Annotated in this window: 16 protein-coding genes; 9 read left to right on the top strand and 7 right to left on the bottom strand. The window is 32.8% G+C overall.

All coding sequences use genetic code 11. The features are described 5' to 3' along the window. Nucleotides 1-4: 4 nt before the first annotated feature. Entirely contained in the window at nt 5-748 is a 744-nt protein-coding gene (gene mroQ / locus QMO72_RS04480) for an intramembrane glutamic endopeptidase MroQ (protein ID WP_103268071.1), read from the top strand. 98 nt (nt 749-846) lie between these two features. Here the strand turns inward: mroQ and QMO72_RS04475 are convergent, their stop codons facing one another. Continuing rightward, entirely contained in the window at nt 847-2,979 is a 2,133-nt protein-coding gene (locus QMO72_RS04475; protein ID WP_286093242.1) for an SdrH family protein, read from the bottom strand. 190 nt (nt 2,980-3,169) lie between these two features. Here QMO72_RS04475 and QMO72_RS04470 point away from each other — a divergent pair, with 190 nt between their 5' ends. The 6 genes from QMO72_RS04470 (at nt 3,170) to agrA (ending at nt 8,494) form a co-directional block, all read left to right on the top strand. Next, nucleotides 3,170-3,799, top strand: coding sequence for a nitroreductase family protein (locus QMO72_RS04470; protein WP_107553242.1), 630 nt, complete (start codon nt 3,170-3,172; stop codon nt 3,797-3,799). A gap of 170 nt (nt 3,800-3,969) precedes the next feature. Beyond that, a complete protein-coding gene (locus QMO72_RS04465) occupies nt 3,970-4,755 on the top strand; it encodes a carbon-nitrogen family hydrolase (protein WP_103268069.1) in 786 nt (261 codons plus the stop codon). Nucleotides 4,756-5,734: 979 nt separating this feature from the next. After that, the gene (locus QMO72_RS04460) at nt 5,735-6,310 is read left to right on the top strand and encodes an accessory gene regulator AgrB (protein ID WP_103268068.1); all 576 of its coding nucleotides are present in this window, start codon (nt 5,735-5,737) and stop codon (nt 6,308-6,310) included. Further along, nucleotides 6,307-6,444 (top strand): cyclic lactone autoinducer peptide AgrD, encoded by a 138-nt coding sequence (gene agrD / locus QMO72_RS04455; RefSeq protein WP_103268067.1) that lies wholly within the window; start codon nt 6,307-6,309, stop codon nt 6,442-6,444. Before QMO72_RS04460 ends, agrD begins: the two co-directional genes overlap by 4 nt. Nucleotides 6,445-6,469: 25 nt before the next feature. Continuing rightward, a complete protein-coding gene (gene agrC / locus QMO72_RS04450; protein WP_286093241.1) occupies nt 6,470-7,765 on the top strand; it encodes a quorum-sensing sensor histidine kinase AgrC in 1,296 nt (431 codons plus the stop codon). A 12-nt stretch (nt 7,766-7,777) separates the two neighbouring features. Next, nucleotides 7,778-8,494, top strand: a complete 717-nt coding sequence (gene agrA, locus QMO72_RS04445) for a quorum-sensing response regulator AgrA (protein ID WP_103267504.1) — start codon at nt 7,778-7,780, stop codon at nt 8,492-8,494. A gap of 58 nt (nt 8,495-8,552) precedes the next feature. Here the strand turns inward: agrA and QMO72_RS04440 are convergent, their stop codons facing one another. The 6 genes from QMO72_RS04440 to QMO72_RS04415 form a co-directional block, all read right to left on the bottom strand. Next, entirely contained in the window at nt 8,553-9,518 is a 966-nt protein-coding gene (locus tag QMO72_RS04440) for a carbohydrate kinase family protein (protein ID WP_103267505.1), read from the bottom strand. After that, a complete protein-coding gene (locus QMO72_RS04435; protein WP_103267506.1) occupies nt 9,515-10,999 on the bottom strand; it encodes a sucrose-6-phosphate hydrolase in 1,485 nt (494 codons plus the stop codon). The genes QMO72_RS04440 and QMO72_RS04435 overlap by 4 nt, the downstream gene beginning before the upstream one ends. Before the next feature lie 97 nt (nt 11,000-11,096). Next, on the bottom strand, nt 11,097-12,059 hold the full coding sequence (locus QMO72_RS04430) for a LacI family DNA-binding transcriptional regulator (RefSeq protein ID WP_103267507.1): 963 nt from the start codon (nt 12,057-12,059) through the stop codon (nt 11,097-11,099). Nucleotides 12,060-12,205: 146 nt separating this feature from the next. Next, the gene (locus QMO72_RS04425) at nt 12,206-12,433 is read right to left on the bottom strand and encodes a sulfurtransferase TusA family protein (RefSeq protein WP_069824791.1); all 228 of its coding nucleotides are present in this window, start codon (nt 12,431-12,433) and stop codon (nt 12,206-12,208) included. A gap of 21 nt (nt 12,434-12,454) precedes the next feature. Next, nucleotides 12,455-13,549, bottom strand: a complete 1,095-nt coding sequence (locus QMO72_RS04420; protein WP_103267508.1) for a YeeE/YedE family protein — start codon at nt 13,547-13,549, stop codon at nt 12,455-12,457. Nucleotides 13,550-13,956: 407 nt separating this feature from the next. Further along, nucleotides 13,957-14,598 carry a redox-sensing transcriptional repressor Rex gene (locus QMO72_RS04415; protein WP_046838126.1) on the bottom strand — a complete coding sequence of 214 codons (642 nt, stop codon included), beginning with the start codon at nt 14,596-14,598 and terminating at the stop codon, nt 13,957-13,959. A 150-nt stretch (nt 14,599-14,748) separates the two neighbouring features. On the opposite strand from QMO72_RS04415, the gene abc-f reads away from it, so the two are divergent. Together abc-f and QMO72_RS04405 are read left to right on the top strand one after the other, a co-directional pair. Then, the gene (gene abc-f / locus QMO72_RS04410) at nt 14,749-16,677 is read left to right on the top strand and encodes a ribosomal protection-like ABC-F family protein (RefSeq protein WP_103267509.1); all 1,929 of its coding nucleotides are present in this window, start codon (nt 14,749-14,751) and stop codon (nt 16,675-16,677) included. A gap of 369 nt (nt 16,678-17,046) precedes the next feature. After that, nucleotides 17,047-18,639 carry a MutS-related protein gene (locus QMO72_RS04405; RefSeq protein ID WP_103267510.1) on the top strand — a complete coding sequence of 531 codons (1,593 nt, stop codon included), beginning with the start codon at nt 17,047-17,049 and terminating at the stop codon, nt 18,637-18,639. Nucleotides 18,640-18,668 lie beyond the last annotated feature (29 nt).

Raw genomic sequence — 18,668 nt, 5'->3', positions numbered from 1 at the left:
CATTATGTCTCGTATATGGGTGTCCATTTTGACATTAATTATTTACGGACTTGCACAATTTGGTGTTGCTTTCATACAAATGGCAGGTTTATTTAACAATTTTACTGGCAAAGCGCTTCTCTTTGCTAATATTTACGCGCAAGTAGCATTATTTATTATTGCAGCAGTTATCATTATTATTATAAATAATTTCATAGCTAATCCTACACGTTTAGAACAACAACCGAAAGAAAAAAAACGGTATGTTATTCTTTGGGCAATTATAGGTTATGTTATCGTAATGATTTACCAAGTTGTTGCTGGCATAATCAACATGTACGTATTTGGTGCGCCTAATAAAAGTCCTAACACTGAAAGATTAATGAAGGTAGCGAATGAAATACCTCTATTTATTATTTTAATTTCAATTGTTGGACCTATTTTAGAGGAGTTTGTCTTTAGGAAAGTAATCTTCGGAGAACTATATAATATTATGAAGGGGAATAAAACTTTACGTTTCCTCGTAGCGGCAATTGTAAGTTCAATTATCTTTAGCGCCGCTCATGGTGATCCTTCATTCTTCATGATTTACTTTGGTATGGGCTTCATCTTTGCAGCTTTATATGCCTATACTAAGCGAATTTGGGTTCCAATACTTGTACATATGATGCAAAATGGTTTTGTAGTTATTATACAAGTCTTCCTTGGACCTGAAAAAATAAAAGAGTTACAAGAATCAGCTTCTTTTATTCTTCATTTCCTTTATTAATATTGATATGCACAGACTATAAAAGGCAGTACTCATTTATCTTATAATGAGTACTGCCTTTTAGTTATTTTAGATTGTTTGTCAATCCAAATTTAATATTACTGCTTTTTATTCTTACGATGTACAAAATAACCAACAACCATACCTATAAATATCATAATCATCGCTGTCATTAGCGCAAATAAGGTTCTCTCAAATTTTATATCAATAGTATCTGAGGCTTCTTTTTCTTTTGTATGCGTCATCTCTTCATCGGTACTAGAATGATATTCATATTTACCAGTTAAAGCTTTACCTTCTGGTTTTTTCAAATCTGGCATCGTTCCGATATCTCCTGTAATTAATGCTAAAACTTGTTTATCTAAGTTCTTATAATAGTCCGTTGACTTTAAAGGATTAAAATATTGGAACTTAAAATAATTCGTATCTTTTTGTAACTTATTTAAATAAGAATTATCAGCAAAATCTTGTTTTCTTAAAATCGCTGAAATATCTTTATCTGATACTTTGTCTACATTATTATTTAACTGCCTTACTTGATTTAATACAAATGGATTATATTTAAAAGAGCCTACTGACATTTGATTAAATCTACTGATCAATTGTCCATCATCTGAGTCTTCATTCTTTTCTTCATCATTTACAGCTAAATCACTATAAGTGACATTATCCTCACTATTCCCTGAAACATATTGCGTGGATGCATTACTATGTTCATTGCTACTAAGATTTTGATCATTCTCATTGTTATCAATAGTTTGAGATGGCTTTGTCTTTTCTGTAGTGTTTGACTCATGAGTATGACTTTCACTTGGTTTAATAGTTGTTGATGAATTTGAAGAATCCATTGACTTATTAGACTTGGATGGTTCTATTGGATTGGCTAATATACTACTGTTTGTGTTGGTAGGTTCGGTAGCATGCCCTCCTGTATTACTTTTACTATCACCTGATTGATTTAGCTCTGTCGGATTATTCGGACCTCTATTGCCAGACTTGTTGGGTTTTAGAGCGCTTCCTTTCCCGCTATTATTTTGATTTGTACTACCTGATGATGTGGTTTTATTTGAATCATCGTGGTGTGAGGTATCTCCTGTTCCATCTTCACTTGGTTTATCTGGTTGCGTTGGTTCTTCGGCTCCATCGCTATTATCTTGATCCGGGTCATCGGGCTGTGAAGTATCTCCTGTCCCATCATCGCTTGGCTTATCTGGTTGCGTTGGTTTCTCGGCTCCATCACTATTATCTTGATTCGAATCATCCGACTGTGAGGTATCTCCTGTTCCACCATCGCTTGGCTTATCTGGTTGCGTTGGTTTTTCGGCTCCATCGCTATTATCTTGATTCGAATCATCCGGCTGTGAAGTATCTCCTGTTCCACCATCGCTTGGCTTATCTGGTTGCGTTGGTTCTTCGGCTCCATCGCTATTATCTTGATCCGGGTCATCGGGCTGTGAGGTATCTCCTGTTCCACCATCGCTTGGCTTATCTGGTTGCGTTGGTTTCTCGGCTCCATCGCTATTATCTTGATTTGAATCATCCGGCTGTGAAGTATCTCCTGTTCCATCATCACTTGGCTTTTCTGGTTGCGTTGGTTCTTCGGCTCCATCGCTATGATCTTGATCTGAATCATCCGGCTGTGAAGTGTCTCCTGTTCCACCATCACTTGGCTTATCTGGTTGTGTTGGTTCTTCGGCTCCATCGCTATTATCTTGATCTGAGTCATTGGGTTGTGAAGTGTCTCCCGTTCCATCATCGCTTGGCTTATCTGGTTGTGTTGGTTCTTCGACTCCATCGCTATGATCTTGATCTGAGTCATTGGGTTGTGAAGTGTCTCCCGTTCCATCATCGCTTGGCTTATCTGGTTGTGTTGGTTCTTCGACTCCATCGCTATTATCTTGATCTGAGTCATTGGGTTGTGAGGTATCTGTTATATTTCTCGTTTTATCACTACCACTCATTGCAGACACCACTTGAGTTGGGTCTTCAACTAAACTTGGATGATTTATCCCTGAATTATTCACTTTTTGTTGCATATCTTGGTTGGTGTCGTTATCTACTATATTTGAAGTTTCTTGATTATCATTTACTTCGCTATTAGTCCTTGAATTATTTTGCTGCTGATTATCCAATTGCTCAACTGCCGCATGCGTTGGTTTGGATACTAAGGTTGCACTTAAAGCGAATGCAAAGCTGGAAACTATCAATTTATGTGAAATATAATTTTTCATACACTCACCTCCTAAAAGAATTTTTCACTATCATAAATTAGTATATTAGAAATCGTAGTTTTTTTCATCAAAAGTAAGGTTTTGAAAGATAATATTAACCTTTTTGAAATTTTATGTAAAATCCTATTTACAAACTCAAATATAATTATTATACTTAATATACAAATTAGATTAAGAAGGAGTTTTCGCAATGGGACTTTTTAGTAAAAATACAAACAGCTTAACTGCTTTTCAAAATGCAATAGAATCAAGACGTACAATCTATAGTTTAGATCAAGATATTTCAATTTCTGACAATGAAGTAGAAAGCATTATAGAGCATGCAATCAAACACGTACCATCTTCATTTAACTCTCAATCAACAAGAATCGTATTGTTATTAAATGATAATCATAATAAATTTTGGAACATCGCTAAAGATGAACTGAAAAAAGTTATGGGTGATGACCGTGATTTCCAACCTACTTCTGATAAAATTGATAACTTCAAACATTCACACGGCACAATCCTCTACTTTGAAGATCAAGAAGTCATTGAAGGTTTACAGAATCAAATGCCTAATTATGCTGAGAACTTTGCTATCTGGTCAAGCCAAACAAATGCAATGCACCAATTTGCAATTTGGACTGCTTTGAGTACTGAAGGCGTAGGGGCGTCATTACAACACTATAATCCATTAGTTGACGCAGCTGTAACTGAAGCTTTCGAAATTCCTAACACATGGAAATTAGTAGCACAAATGCCTTTCGGTAATATTCGTGAAGAAGCTGGCGATAAAGAATTTCATGATGTAAGCAAACGCTTTTTAGTTAGAAAATAATTATTTATAAATCAAAATAAAACTGGCGATAATGATCCTTTTATTATCGCCAGTTTTATTTTTTGTTACTTATGATTGAATTCAACTATTAAAAAAATCTTATATTAATTTTGAATTATACATTTATATCTAGTATATTTGTCCTAACACTAAGCTAAGGGGCGATAGAGATGAATATAGAAATATTTCAATTTAAAGTTGAGCCAGCAAATGTTTTTTTGAATGAAGAAACAATTACAAATTGGTTTGCAGAATATGTCACGTCAGAAACAGATATCGTAGTCTTACCAGAAATGTGGAACAATGGTTATGCCCTACCTCAATTAAAAGAATTATCAGATAATCAATTATCAAGAAGTTTTGAATTTATTTCCAAACTAGCTATTCAATATAAAGTCGATGTCATCGCAGGATCTGTATCAAATAATTTAAAAGGCGATATTTATAACACTGCTTTTGCAGTATCAAGAAATGGTTATTTGATCAATAGCTATAATAAAGTCCATCTTGTACCAATGCTCAATGAACCTAGTTATTTATCTGCTGGAAATGCTGTGCCCGAAGCGTTCACATTATCTAACGGATCGAAAGTAACACAAATTATATGTTACGACCTCCGCTTTCCCGAATTACTACGCTATCCCGCTAGAAAGGAAGCACAAATTGTGTTTTACGTTGCTCAGTGGCCTGAAGTCAGAGTAGATCATTGGACTGCCCTTTTAAAAGCACGTGCAATTGAAAATGATATATATGTTGTAGCTTGTAATGGTTGTGGCGATGATGGAAAGACTCAGTATGCAGGACATTCTCTTGTGATTAACCCAAATGGAGAAATTATTGCACAATTAAAAGATAAACCTGATCATTTATCATGTATTTTAGATTTAGATGAAGTCACAGCACAGCGTGAAGCTATACCTGTCTTTAAAAACTTAAGACCACATTTATATAAATAATAGCATAATAAAAACCGTGAGCTTGGGAGGGGCTCACGGTTTTTGTAACTTATTATTAAGGGAATGTTTTACAGTTATTTCTCTATCTATTTTTGGGGATGTTATTAATTATGAAAAAATTTTAGTGAATTTACCGATTATAATGATAAATTGAATGATGTTTACGATAGCTTACATGCTAATACTTTAAATTGTCTCTGTTATAGACAATGTTAAAATGTTATTTGACTTGAGACTGGGAAGGGTCTACAAATCTAAATAGTATCCGCTTTGAGATTGGGAAATGTTCTTCAAATGCGAATAATTAAAATGATTCTTGATTCGAGACTGGGAAAGGTCTACAAATCCAAGTAATTAAATGAAACTCGATTAGAGACTGGGAAAGGTCTGCAAATCTGAATAATTAAAATGATTCTTGATTCGAGACTGGGAAGGTCTACAAATCTAAAATAAATACAAGTCGATAAGAGAATTGGGAATATTCTACAAACCAAACAAGTTTGCTTAATAAATTAAGCACTTATGTACTTGTTAGTACTATTTTACAAAACCACTAATTGCTGCTGGAATGTCATTTGTCACTACATCAGCCTCCTCTGTTTGTATTCAAAGAATTGAAAAACGAGAACTAATTTGCAACTATAACAACTATACGAAGAAAGTAGAGCTACAATATTAGTTAATTAATTAGGCCCCTGCTCTTAAGCCTAATTAACATCATCATTCAAACAAAAGTTATTAGATGATTTGTAAAATGTTTATCACTTCTTTGTGATACAAGTACATTAAACCATGTATTTTACGTACTTCGTTAAAAATTCCTTAACTTGTAATATTTTATTCTTAACTGTACAAAAATATATGTTAGAATTGAACAGATATAGATTTTCGACAGTTAGGAACACAAAATATACAGTTACGCAATAAGACGCCTAAAACTTAATTAAAATTGTATAATACGCATAAGGAGAGAAACGCAATGTCAAAGTTAATTGATAATAAAATTGATGAGTTTTCAAAATACTTACAACAGCGCAATAACTTAGAGCACATTGAATATTTAAAGATGCGTTTGGGAATGCAAGTAGTTGTCAGTAACTTTTTTAAAGCATTAGTAACATATGGCGTTTCAATCCTATGCCACCTCTTTCTTTATACACTAACTGTATATTTATCTTATTTTTTCATTAGACTATATGCACATGGAGCACATGCAAAATCTTCATTACTATGTCATATGCAAAATTTATTGTTTTTTGTTTTATTACCCTGGCTTTTAGGGTATATGAACGTGTCTAGTCTGTTTATGTATTCATTAGCAATTATTGGTTTTGTTGTTTTAGTAATTTATGCACCAGCAGAAACAAAAAAACAACCAATTCCAATAAGATTGAAAAAAAGAAAAAAAGAAAAAACAATTGTCGTAACTTTATTATTATTAATTATTTCAGTTTTTTTCAAAGATCCTTACCAACAATTAATACTATTGGGTATTGTATTAATTGCAGGAACTCAACTACCTATATTTTTCCCTAAGGAGGATGTTAAATCATGAATATTTTCGAATCTATTTTAAACTTATTTGCTAAATTTTTCTCAGTACTAGGTGTGATGGCAGGAGCAAAACCTTGTGGTGGCTTTTTTGATGAGCCTGAAGTACCATCAGAAATAACTAAATTGTACGAATAATGTTTCTTTAGAAAGTGTGTGGAAAATGGCAATCTTAAACTCAATAATTTTAACGTTATTTCAAGCAATAATTTTATTTGTCATCATAAAAATATTAAATAATATTAACTACAATTTCAGGGATTATATTTCTATTTTAGGGATTATAATCCCTTCTACTATTGTTTTTTACTTTTTTAATACTAAAGCTATGATTGTTTTATTGATAGGTTCAGCAATATTTATATATTTCAAGAACAAAGTTATTGGTCTTGTATCTATTTTAATTATTTTTTTCATTTTATATATAGCAAACTTTCTATCAATATGGTTAGCTGCAATGATTTATGATTATATAGAAACCAGTTTGATTTTTAATATATTATATTTAATTATTTTTTCTATAATAACTTTATTTTTTTCATTTATAGCCAGATTTTTCATGAATCAGCTATTAAGGTCTGATTTATCATTAAATAAAATTTATTTAAGTATTGTTGGCACTTTACTTTTGATAGCATTGTTATTACTTTATTCTTATGTTCCTAATAAAATAATGTCCTTTTCCGATATTAAATTTATAGTTGTCATGTATGCTGTTTTCATAATTACGATAGCTATACTCATTATTACTATCTCTTTTAGTATTATTCGACAAATTCAGTACAAGCGTAATATGCAGGAAATTGAAAATTATTATAAATATACTCTACAAATAGAAAATATTAATAATGAAATGCGCAAGTTCCGTCATGATTATGTGAATATACTATCTACTATGTCTGAATTCATTAGGGAAAGTGACATGGACGGTTTAAAAAAATATTTCAATGAAGAAATTTTGCCTATGCAAGATAGCATGCAAATGAACACTATAAAAATTAACGGTATTGAAAACTTAAAAGTCCGTGAAATCAAGGGCCTATTAACAACAAAAATATTACAAGCGCAAGAAAAAAATATTAGAATTAGTATAGAAGTACCAGAACCTATAGAGAGAATCGATATGCCAATCATTAATTTAAGCAGAGTCATTGGCATCGTACTTGATAATGCAATAGAAGCTTCAGAAAAAATAGAAGACGATCCACTTATTCGTATTGCTTTCATTAAAAACAATGATGATTCTGTAATGTTTATTGTGATGAATAAATGTGAACCGAATATGCCACGTATCCACACGCTCTTTCAAGAGAATTTCTCTACAAAAGGTAAAAATCGCGGTCTAGGGTTATCTACTTTAAAAGAGTTGACTGATGCCACATCTAATGTTTTATTAGATACAACCATTGATAATGACTACTTTATTCAAAAAGTAGAAATTTTAAATTCTGACTCATAAGGATGTGAAAACATGAAAATATTCATATGTGAAGATGATGCAAGACAACGCGAAAATATGATATCAATCATCAACAACTACATCATGATTGAAGAGAAACCCATGCAAATTGAAGTTGCAACTGATGATCCTTATGAAATACTAGAACGTTCAAAAAACACGAGTGACATTGGATGTTACTTTTTAGATATTCAACTAAAATCTGATATTAATGGCATTAAACTTGCAAGTGAAATTCGTAAATATGATCCTGTCGGTAATATTATTTTTGTTACAAGTCATAGTGAACTTACTTATCTCACTTTCGTGTATAAAGTTGCTGCTATGGACTTCATCTTCAAAGATGACCCTGATGAATTAAAATCAAGAATTATTGATTGTCTTAATACCTCTGAATCTAGATTAAAACTACTTTCTAAAGAATCTAATGTGGAAACGATAGAATTAAAACGTGGCAGTAATTCTGTCTATGTTCAATATGATGATGTTATGTTTTTCGAATCTTCTACTAAATCACATCGATTAATTGCTCATTTAGATAATCGTCAAATCGAATTTTACGGCAATCTTAAAGAGCTGGATCAACTTGATGATAGATTCTTCCGATGTCATAATAGTTTTGTTATAAATCGACACAACATAGAATCTATAGATTCTAAATCACGTATTGTTTACTTTAAAAACAACGAACATTGCTATGCTTCAGTGAGAAACGTCAAGAAAATATAATACATAAAAAGAAGACTTAACAAGTGATTATCCACCCTGTTAAGTCTTCTTTTTATTATTATTTAGTCAATGCTTTGTTTACTTCATCTATAGTAGGAATACTACCAATTGCTCCATATTGAGTTGTAACCATGGCTGCTACATAATTACTGAATTCAAGTATGTCATGACCATTATTTTTTAATAATTGAATTGGCTCATTACTTTCAGAAGTCAATAATTTACTTATCAACGCACCAATAAAGGCATCGCCTGCGCCAGTAGTGTCAACGGCCGTCACTTTAAATCCTGGTTGTTCAATTACCGTACCATCTTTTAAATAAATCACAGCCCCATCTGGACCTTTAGTATAAATGACCGCTTCAACTTTACCTTGAAATAACCATTGAATGGCTTGCAGTTCTTCATTCTCTCCAGTGACAAAAGTTAACTCTTCATCCGAAATTTTAACTATATTGGCAAGTGGTATAAATTCTTGAATTGCATGTTTACAATCCGCTTCGTTTTCCCATAGTGGTAATCGTACATTAGGATCAAAAACTATTGTGCCTCCTGCAATGCTCACTTTTTCAATTAAAGCTTTATGCGCTTGTTTCATTGGACTCTCCACTAAATCAACAGAACAAAAATGCAATACATCATCTTGTGTTACATCAATATCCTGAATATACTCTGGTTGATAGAGCATATCTGCGGAAGGCTTACGATAAAATGAAAAATCTCGTTCTCCTTCTTTTGTCAAACTGACAAAAGCTAATGCGGTATTGGCTTCATTTGTACGTTTAATATAGTTTGTATTGACACCTATATCTTCTATTGTTTCTACAATTAAATCACCAAACGCATCATTACCTAATTGGGTAATCATTTCAGCATTACCACCTAATTTAGTAGTAGCACTTGCTACATTACAAGGTGCGCCTCCTACTTGTCTCGAAAATCCTTCAACATCTTTTAATTTAGAGTCTGTCGTATTAGGTATAAAATCAATTAAAGCTTCGCCAATCGCTAATAGTCGTTTCATCCTTCATCATCCTTCAAATCATATTTTGTAAATCTAAGGTATACTTGTCCAGATTCTGTGGAAGCTTTTATACCGGTAGCATCATCATCTGTAAATATTCTTGAGGTCATTACACGTTCACCGTCATTACAGAAGATTTCAATACTTGAAGTATCAATAAATATTTGTAAATTTGATAATGGTGTATCTAAATATGCACTACGTGTAGTTCCATCAACGTGTTCTGGTAGTTTGCCACTTTCACTTCGGTCTAATGTTACTTTCTGTGCTCTAGTATTATAAGTAATCAACGTTGTTTGAGATTTAGACGTTCGTACTTCAAAATATATTTCTGTAGCTTCATTTTCCAATATATCAATAATTAGTTCATACTGTTCACCATCATAAGGATGTAATTGTCTGGTGAATTTATTGGCATAACCTAAAGCCGTTTCTTTATTTGTTCTTAATTGTTCGAGGGCTTTAATTGGTCGTTGCTTTAAGTTACCTTCTTCAACTGAAAGCACACGAGGAATGGTTAAACAATGTGCCCATCCATCTTTATCAGAAGGATAACTTATTTCTGGTAGTCCCATCCACCCTATTAAGATACGTTGACCATTTTCATCTAAAAATGTTTGAGGCGCATAAAAATCAAACCCATAATCTAATTCATGAAAATCCGCGTGATTCATTTTCAACTGATTAACATCGTATTGTCCCATGATATAACCTGATTGATAAATATTTCGAAATTGCTCACCAGAAGGTTCAATACCTTGGGGACAGAATAATATTAAATCATGACCATCTAAATCAAAATAATCTGGACATTCCCACATATAACCAAATGCTTCTAAATTGGTTTGAATCTCACCTTGTAACTCCCAATTCACGATATCTGTAGAATAATATTGTAGAATTCTACCTTGTTCTAAATCATTCTGAGCAGCTATTATTGCATAGAAAACACCATCTTTAGTAAATACTTTAGGGTCTCTGAAGTGTTGCGTATATCCTTCTGGTGGTGCAGTAATGACTGCTTTAGGAAACTTTTCTATACTTCCATCATGATTTACTTTTGCTATGTGTTGTGTAGAAATTCTATTCCAATTATCATCACGGTGATTGGCTGTATACATGTAATATAAATTCCCATTATATTCAAAAGCACTACCGCTATATACTCCGTGACTATCATCTCTCGTATCTGGCTTTAGCGATGGCCCTTCCGCATTAAAATGTATCAAATCTTTACTTGTATATGTATACCAATATTTTAAACCATGCACTGGACCTAAAGGAAACCATTGATGTGATACATAATAAATCCCATTAAAATATATCAATCCATTAGGATCATTAAGTAATCCAGTCTTAGGTTGAATATGAAATGTTTGTCTATATTTAGATTTTTCAACTTGATCAGTTAATATATCAATCGTTTGTTGATCAACCTCCTCATATCTTTGATAGCGTTTTTCTCTCGTCCATTCAGTCATTACAATTTCCTCCTACTATCAATATTTTAACTTTATATATTTATTTTCTTTTTGGTACCGGTTCCATATAATTCTATTATATAATATCACGTTTCGTCTACCTTTTAAATGATAGCGTCACATCTATAGTTATTCGCTTTTCAATATGTTGTTGTTGAATCATTTGATTTAATTTATTCATCGATACTTCTCCTGCTTGTTCAAAATGATAAATTACTGTGCTAATAGATGGGGATACAATTTCGGTAACGGGGTCTCCACCAAATCCAACAATAAGTTGATCATTTAATTGATTTTTATGCTCTGAGGTAAATTTATGAACTGCTAGTGCAATCGAATCGGTAGCACCTACAACGGCATCATAATGCGTATGCATTTGCAATTCACTGGCAACATCTATCATTGCTTCTTTATAATTAAAGGAAGTATGGGAAATATGAGGTGTAATACCATGTGTGCTCAAACCCGCAATCAAGCCTTCTTTTCTATGTATACCAACCGCAATATCACTTTCTGTTACACCAAAGAATTGGACATCTTTATAGCCTTTTGTTCCTATAGTGTCGCCCACAAGGTACCCAGCACGAAAATCATCATGAATAATACAATGTAGGTCTTTATGTTCTTGACCCACGATAATAACTGGCACATTAATTTTATTAATGACTTCTAAATGTCTCTGTGTAATTTCTGTAGCCATCAATATAATACCATCAACTTTACTTCTATAAAAAGTTTCTAAGGCATCTATCTCCAATTCAACATCCAAATTGGTATAATTTAGCAATAACCTGTAGTTTAAATCATTACAAACTGACTTTACGCCTTTTATCGTTTCATCTACCGCATAAGAATTCATCCTAGGTATAATGGCACCAATCATATTTGTTCTATGTGCTCTTAAACTTTGCGCAAATTGATTAGGTTGATAGTCATTTTCTTGAATGATTTTATCCAATTTTTGCTTTGTTTTTATGCTTACCGACCCGTTATTTAGATATCTAGAAACTGTACTCTTCGATACGCCAGCAATTTTTGCAATATCAGCAATATTTTTCATAGTCTTCTCACTCTCATTAATTTGCTATTGTAAACAGTATTCATTTTATCATATTGCAACCGCTTTAAATACTATTTAAAACAAAAACCAACTTAGATAATTAAGTATATAATCCCTAATTATTGTAAGTTGGTTTGTACATTGTTTTATTCAGCTTTTTGAATCGTAATCGTCCATGAAGCATCGTCTAGTTGTTCATAGTTCGTTATAGGGTAACCTTGTTCTGCTGCCCAGTTTGGTAATGCTTCTGTAGCTTGCGTGCAGTCAAAATCGATTTTTAATTCGTCACCATTATCTAACGTGTTCATTTTCTTCTGAGCTTCAATTAAAGGGAATGGACAAACCATTCCGACTGTTCCTAATTCATATACCATCATGCATTTCCTCCTTCAAAATTAAGTTGTTTGCGTCTGAGAAGATACTGTATTTTTTTCTGTTTGTGATGCACTTTGCGCTTTCTTCATTGGTCTGATAAAAATAAAATAACTCATGAACCATGCGCCTAATATCATAGATGCGAGTGCAATCCAACCTTTCCAAGACATCGTTGCTGTTTCAACTAAGCCATTACCAATTGAACATCCGCCTGCTACTGAAGCACCAAAGCCCATACAAATACCACCAATGACACTATTACGTATCGTTTTCTTATCTGGCAATCTCCATTTAAACTCTCTTGCGCCTCTAGCTGCAATATAAGATCCTAAGAATATCCCAAGCACAAGGAATACGCCCCAGTCTATTAGTTTTGTATCACCTGTCACTAAAAACTGAATTATATTCGCTGATGGCGTCGTTATACCTAATCCATACATTCTACCTGTCGTTTCACTTACAGGCCATGCAAGTAACGCAATTAATCCTACAGCAATGGCTGCAACAAATGGGTGGTATTTTTTTTCAAATAAATAATGACGTACACCTGTGAATTTTTGTTTTAATTTTGGTACTGCAAATTTAGGTTTCGGTTTACGTAACGTTTTGGTTACAAAAATTACTGTAATGATTGTTAATAACGCTACCCATACCCAAGTAGGAATACCCGTCGTTTGTGACATACTTGTATTTACTGTTGTCGGTTTATTCAAACCATTCATTAATGGTAACAGAATACCGAATTTAGTTGCAGCTGAAGTAAATGCGTAAGCTATAAGTGCTAACCAACTTCCGATTAACCCTTCTCCAGCTCTATACCAAGTACCTGTTGCACAGCCACCCGATAAAATAATACCTATACCAAAAATAAATGAACCGATAACCGTACCAATAATTGGATACGTAGATTCTGGAATTTGAACCATTCCAGTAGATGTCAGTATCAGTAAGCCAATACTTTGAACTGTTATTGCAATCAGTAAGGCATAAAACATTTTATTGTTTTTTTGCACATACATATCTCTAAATCCACCTGCTAAACAAAACCTTGTCCTTTGCATAACAAAGCCCAAAAGTGCGCCCACAACAAGACCACTAATTATTAACCAAGTCATTCCATAACCTCTTTCCCGATAAAATCAATAAGATTAATGATATTAGAAATTGTATAAAATTTCAACCTCTATACTCACATACTTCACCAGAAAACGTTGTTTCTAATACTATTACACATTAATCGTGAAAATTAATTACAATAATGAGGCTTTGTAATCCGAGATAACGCATTAAATTGTCAATTTACCTCAAACCTCATCCTATTAGGAATTAAAATCACAAAAATAATAGCTATCACAGTACTAAATGGATTTCTCCCAAAGCTGCCAGAAATTACTGCCCCTAAAATTACCATTAAGGCAAATACATTCAATGCAAAACACTTATAAAAAAGCTAGCTTACTCAATACACAACGCATGATGTCACGTCTTGTATTGATCATAAGCTAGCTTTACTTTACCTATATTATTTATTGCTATAATTTTTCATAAAGAATAATAACGACTGTAATTCAATCCCTAAATCAATATGATGTACTTGAACATCAGATGGCGTTATTACACGACTCGGAGTAAAGTTTAATATACCTTTCACGCCTGCTGCTACTAAAGTGTCTGCCACTTGTTGCGCTACATCTTCAGGTGTGGTCAATATGACAATATCTATATCTTCTCGTGTAAGTATGTCAGTAATCTCATTATATGCACTTACACTGACATTACCTATTTCTGTCCCTATCACTTCATCTCGTATATCAAAAGCTTCCGTTATCGTCATCTCATCATGTATAGAGAAATTATAAGTTAATAATGCTTTCCCTAAATTCCCTACACCTACGATTGCAATCTTAATTTCGTCATTTTCACTTATTTCATTTTTAAAAAAATGTAATAAACTATCTATGTTATAGCCATAGCCTTTTTTGCCAAGCTCACCAAAGTATGAAAAATCACGACGGATAGTTGCAGAATCAATATTTAATCCTTCACTAATAGCTTTTGAATTAACTCTATCAATGCCTTTAGATTTCAATGTATTGACGAATCTATAATACAACGGTAAACGTTTCAATGTGGCACGAGGAATCTTTTCGCTTTGATTAGCCAAGATGTTGTCCCCCTATTTCATTATCTAATACTGAATAATCTTATAATCACTACAACATTATACATTAATGACTAATAAAAATAAACACTGATAGTTTTATCCAAGCCTTGAATACTGTAGAATGATAATGAATAGAGAGGTGCAAATCGGATGATATTATTACAACTTAACGACATATCAAAATCATTCGACGGAGAAGACATTTTTAATAACGTAGATTTCGAAGTTAAAACTGGCGAACGTATAGGCATTGTAGGTCGAAATGGTGCCGGAAAATCTACTTTAATGAAAATTATTGCTGGCGTCGAAGATTATGATACTGGACAAATTTCTAAAATTAAAAATCTTAAATTAGGTTATTTGACCCAGCAAATGACTTTAGATACGAAACAAACTGTTTTTGAAGAAATGTCAAAGCCATTTGAGCATATGAAACAAATGGAAATTGAAATGAAGAAAGAAACAGATTGGTTAGCAGAGCATGCAAATGCATATGATACCGAAGATTACAAATATCATATCGATCGCTATGAATCATTATCTAATCAATTTGAGCAACAAGAAGGTTACCAATATGAAAGTAAAATTAAAACTGTACTACATGGTTTAAACTTTACAGAAGCGGATTTTAATCGCCCTATTAATGATTTTAGCGGAGGGCAAAAAACACGCTTATCACTAGCACAAATGCTACTAAGTGAACCTGATTTATTACTATTGGATGAACCTACTAACCATTTAGATATGGAAACAACACAGTGGCTTGAAGGTTACCTTAACTACTTTAAAGGTGCTATCGTCATTATTAGTCACGACAGATACTTCTTAGATAAAATTGTCAATCAAGTATATGATGTAGCGCTTGGAGATGTGCAACATTATGTAGGTAATTATGGTCAATTTATAGAGCAAAGAGATAAATACTATGAGAAACGCATGCAAGAATATGAAAATCAGCAAGCTGAGATTAAACGTCTCGAAACGTTTGTAGAGAAAAATATTGCTCGTGCTTCGACCACTGGTATGGCTAAAAGTCGACGTAAAATGCTAGAAAAAATTGAACGTGTGAGCAAACCCATGATTGATGCCAAAAGTGCGAACATTCAATTTGATTTCGATCGAAACACAGGCAACGATGTCTTCCATATAAAAAATTTAGAAATCGGTTATGAAACGCCAATAACTAAAGGCATTAATATGGAAATCACTAAGGGCGATCACGTAGCAATTATTGGGCCCAATGGTATAGGTAAATCAACCTTAATCAAAACAATCGCCGGCATACAGGAGAAGTTAAATGGCGAAATTACCAAAGGGGCAAATTTAAAAATAGGCTATTACGATCAAAAGCAAGCTGAATTTAAATCAAATAAAACAATTCTCGATTACCTTTGGGATCAATATCCTACAATGAACGAAAAGGATATTCGCGCTGTTTTAGGGCGATTTTTATTCGTTCAAGAAGATGTTAAAAAAATAATTAATGACTTATCTGGTGGTGAAAAAGCTAGATTACAATTAGCATTACTTATGTTAGAACGCAATAACGTACTCATCTTAGATGAACCTACCAACCACTTAGACATTGATTCAAAAGAAATGTTAGAGCAAGCCTTAGCCCATTTTGAAGGTACAATATTATTCGTTTCGCATGATCGTTACTTTATAAATCAATTAGCCAATAAAATTTTAGATTTAGACCATGATGGTGGCACAATTTATTTAGGTGACTATCAATATTATATTGAAAAATTAGAAGAAAAAGCAGCTATTCAGGCGAAAAAAGAATTAGATAATCCTTCACAGTCAGCTATTGTAGCTCAACAAAGTAATACTTATATTGATCAGAAACAGCAAAAACGTGAGCAAAGACAAATTGAGCGAAAAATAGAGCAATGCGAAGTACAAATTGAAAGTTATGAGCAAGAAATTAGTGACCTCAACGAACAGCTCACTTTACCTGACATTTATTCAAATCCAGATAAAGCAAATGACATAGCAATTAAAAAAGCAACAGCCGAACAGCATTTAGAACAAGTCATGGCCGAATGGGCAGAATTACAAGAAATGTTATCATAACACACATTAAGTGTATCAAAGTGAAAGTAGATTATGCTACTTTCACTTTTTTTATTATATATCCCATCCTTTATTCTATTCACAATGTATTTCCCTTTGTTATGGCTATCCACAGAGTTATCCTAGTTATCCACAGGAAAAATCAAACCTTTTCTTGTTTTTAATTTTCAGAAATCGGAGCATATCCACATAGATAATCACCACTTATCCACACGTTATACACTTTTTGTTGATAAGTACGCATGTTCCCTATTGACTTTTAAACAAACACATCATGTCTTTGTACAAACCGTTATTTGTTCAAATCAAACAATCATGTCATAATTAAAGTATATTGTTTCGCAATATTAAGAAAGGAATGACCTTTTTATGCCCACACTATTATGGTTTTTTATCGCCTTTGTTGTAGCTGCTATTTTAATCACATTAGCATCAAAAATCATAGGTAATAAAAACCTAAAACACAATATTCAAACTTTATGGGATAGTCGAAAACCCTTAGAAAATTTTATACGCCCTTATCACAGATATAGTTATCAATATGATTCATTCAAGCACCAATATGATGCGCACATTCTTTTAGATGATAAAACGTGGTCTGATTTAAATATGGATGCTGTATTGGATAAGATGAATTTTAATTTTACTGCAATTGGTGAAATGAGATTATACGCTACATTAAGACGTATGTTCGAAGTTAAAGATAGTAAACTGATTAGCCATTTCAAAACAGATGTTTCTTTTAGACAGCAGGTTTCTTTTCATTTAGCACAAATAGGCAAAGCAATTTATCCTATGTTTCCTAACCAATTATTGTATGTAAAACGTAATAACTTTTTCATGCTATGTACATACTTACCTTTGATATTTTTAATCACGACCTTTTTTGCACCTAGTGTCGGAATCATATTAACAATTTTTTCGTTAATTTTTAACATGATTTTAAGTGGTTCATTAAAAAAAACATTTGATCAAGATTTAAATTCCTTGTTTTATACATCAACCGTTATTAAGAAGGCCTATGATATACATAATTTAGAACAAGCTCCTAAGTTAAATGTTAACTTCAATCATTTTAAAACAGCACGCAAATTTAGCGGATTATTAGGTCGTATTAATTCTAATGATGAAGCTTTTGTTATTGCTATGCTATTTAAATTAATGTTCATGTTAGATTATCAAATATTTCATTTAATTCAAAAGAGTTTCAAAACATATGATGAAGAAGTTATGGCTTGTTATGAGTACATCTCCAGTATCGATAATCATTATTCCGTCGCATTATGGAGAGAAACGTTAGATCATTATACTGTTCCTGAATGCACACAAGCTGATGTTCTTGATTTTGATGAGCTAACGCATCCTCTCATTTCTGAGGCTATCTCAAATGATTTAAAAATAAAGCATCATATCTTACTCACGGGTTCAAATGCATCAGGTAAATCTACTTTTATGAAAGCAGTTGCGTTAAACCTCGTCTTAGCACAAACTGTAGACACCGTTACAGCATCTCGCTTCACTTATAAACCAGGTCTAGTCTATACTTCAATGGTCAATCAAGATGATATATTATCAGGTGATAGCTATTTTATGACAGAAATCAAATCGATAAGACGTTTATTTGAGCTGCATTCCCAAAGTAAAGTGTATTGCTTTATTGATGAAATTTTTAAAGGTACTAATACAACCGAGCGGATTGCCGCCTCAGAATCGGTACTAAGTTATTTAGACCAACTTTCTGGCTATCGCGTTATCGCGGCTACACACGATATTGAACTATCCACGTTATTAGAAAAAAACTATGAGAATTTTCATTTTAATGAATCCATAGCTGATGATAACATTGTCTTTGACTATAAAATCAAAGTTGGTAAAGCAAATACACGTAATGCGATTGAACTGCTAAGGATTATGGACTTTCCACATCAGATCTATAATCGTGCCAAGTCAAACGTAGACTGATTGCACAAAAAAGCCCCTTTTATTTTGAT

This window comes from Staphylococcus casei (assembly GCF_030294405.1).
GTDB classification, from domain to species: domain Bacteria; phylum Bacillota; class Bacilli; order Staphylococcales; family Staphylococcaceae; genus Staphylococcus; species Staphylococcus succinus.
The sequence above is the reverse complement of the archived record's forward strand: the minus strand, read 5'-3'. Positions and strand labels throughout refer to the sequence as shown.

Bases quoted from the DNA above. Each gene is read 5' to 3' on its own strand.
- mroQ (WP_103268071.1), top strand. From the start codon at position 5: ATGTCTCGTATATGGGTGTCCATTTTGACATTAATTATTTACGGACTT.
- QMO72_RS04475 (WP_286093242.1), bottom strand. From the start codon at position 2,979: ATGAAAAATTATATTTCACATAAATTGATAGTTTCCAGCTTTGCATTC.
- QMO72_RS04470 (WP_107553242.1), top strand. From the start codon at position 3,170: ATGGGACTTTTTAGTAAAAATACAAACAGCTTAACTGCTTTTCAAAAT.
- QMO72_RS04465 (WP_103268069.1), top strand. From the start codon at position 3,970: ATGAATATAGAAATATTTCAATTTAAAGTTGAGCCAGCAAATGTTTTT.
- QMO72_RS04460 (WP_103268068.1), top strand. From the start codon at position 5,735: ATGTCAAAGTTAATTGATAATAAAATTGATGAGTTTTCAAAATACTTA.
- agrD (WP_103268067.1), top strand. From the start codon at position 6,307: ATGAATATTTTCGAATCTATTTTAAACTTATTTGCTAAATTTTTCTCA.
- agrC (WP_286093241.1), top strand. From the start codon at position 6,470: ATGGCAATCTTAAACTCAATAATTTTAACGTTATTTCAAGCAATAATT.
- agrA (WP_103267504.1), top strand. From the start codon at position 7,778: ATGAAAATATTCATATGTGAAGATGATGCAAGACAACGCGAAAATATG.
- QMO72_RS04440 (WP_103267505.1), bottom strand. From the start codon at position 9,518: ATGAAACGACTATTAGCGATTGGCGAAGCTTTAATTGATTTTATACCT.
- QMO72_RS04435 (WP_103267506.1), bottom strand. From the start codon at position 10,999: ATGACTGAATGGACGAGAGAAAAACGCTATCAAAGATATGAGGAGGTT.
- QMO72_RS04430 (WP_103267507.1), bottom strand. From the start codon at position 12,059: ATGAAAAATATTGCTGATATTGCAAAAATTGCTGGCGTATCGAAGAGT.
- QMO72_RS04425 (WP_069824791.1), bottom strand. From the start codon at position 12,433: ATGGTATATGAATTAGGAACAGTCGGAATGGTTTGTCCATTCCCTTTA.
- QMO72_RS04420 (WP_103267508.1), bottom strand. From the start codon at position 13,549: ATGACTTGGTTAATAATTAGTGGTCTTGTTGTGGGCGCACTTTTGGGC.
- abc-f (WP_103267509.1), top strand. From the start codon at position 14,749: ATGATATTATTACAACTTAACGACATATCAAAATCATTCGACGGAGAA.
- QMO72_RS04405 (WP_103267510.1), top strand. From the start codon at position 17,047: ATGCCCACACTATTATGGTTTTTTATCGCCTTTGTTGTAGCTGCTATT.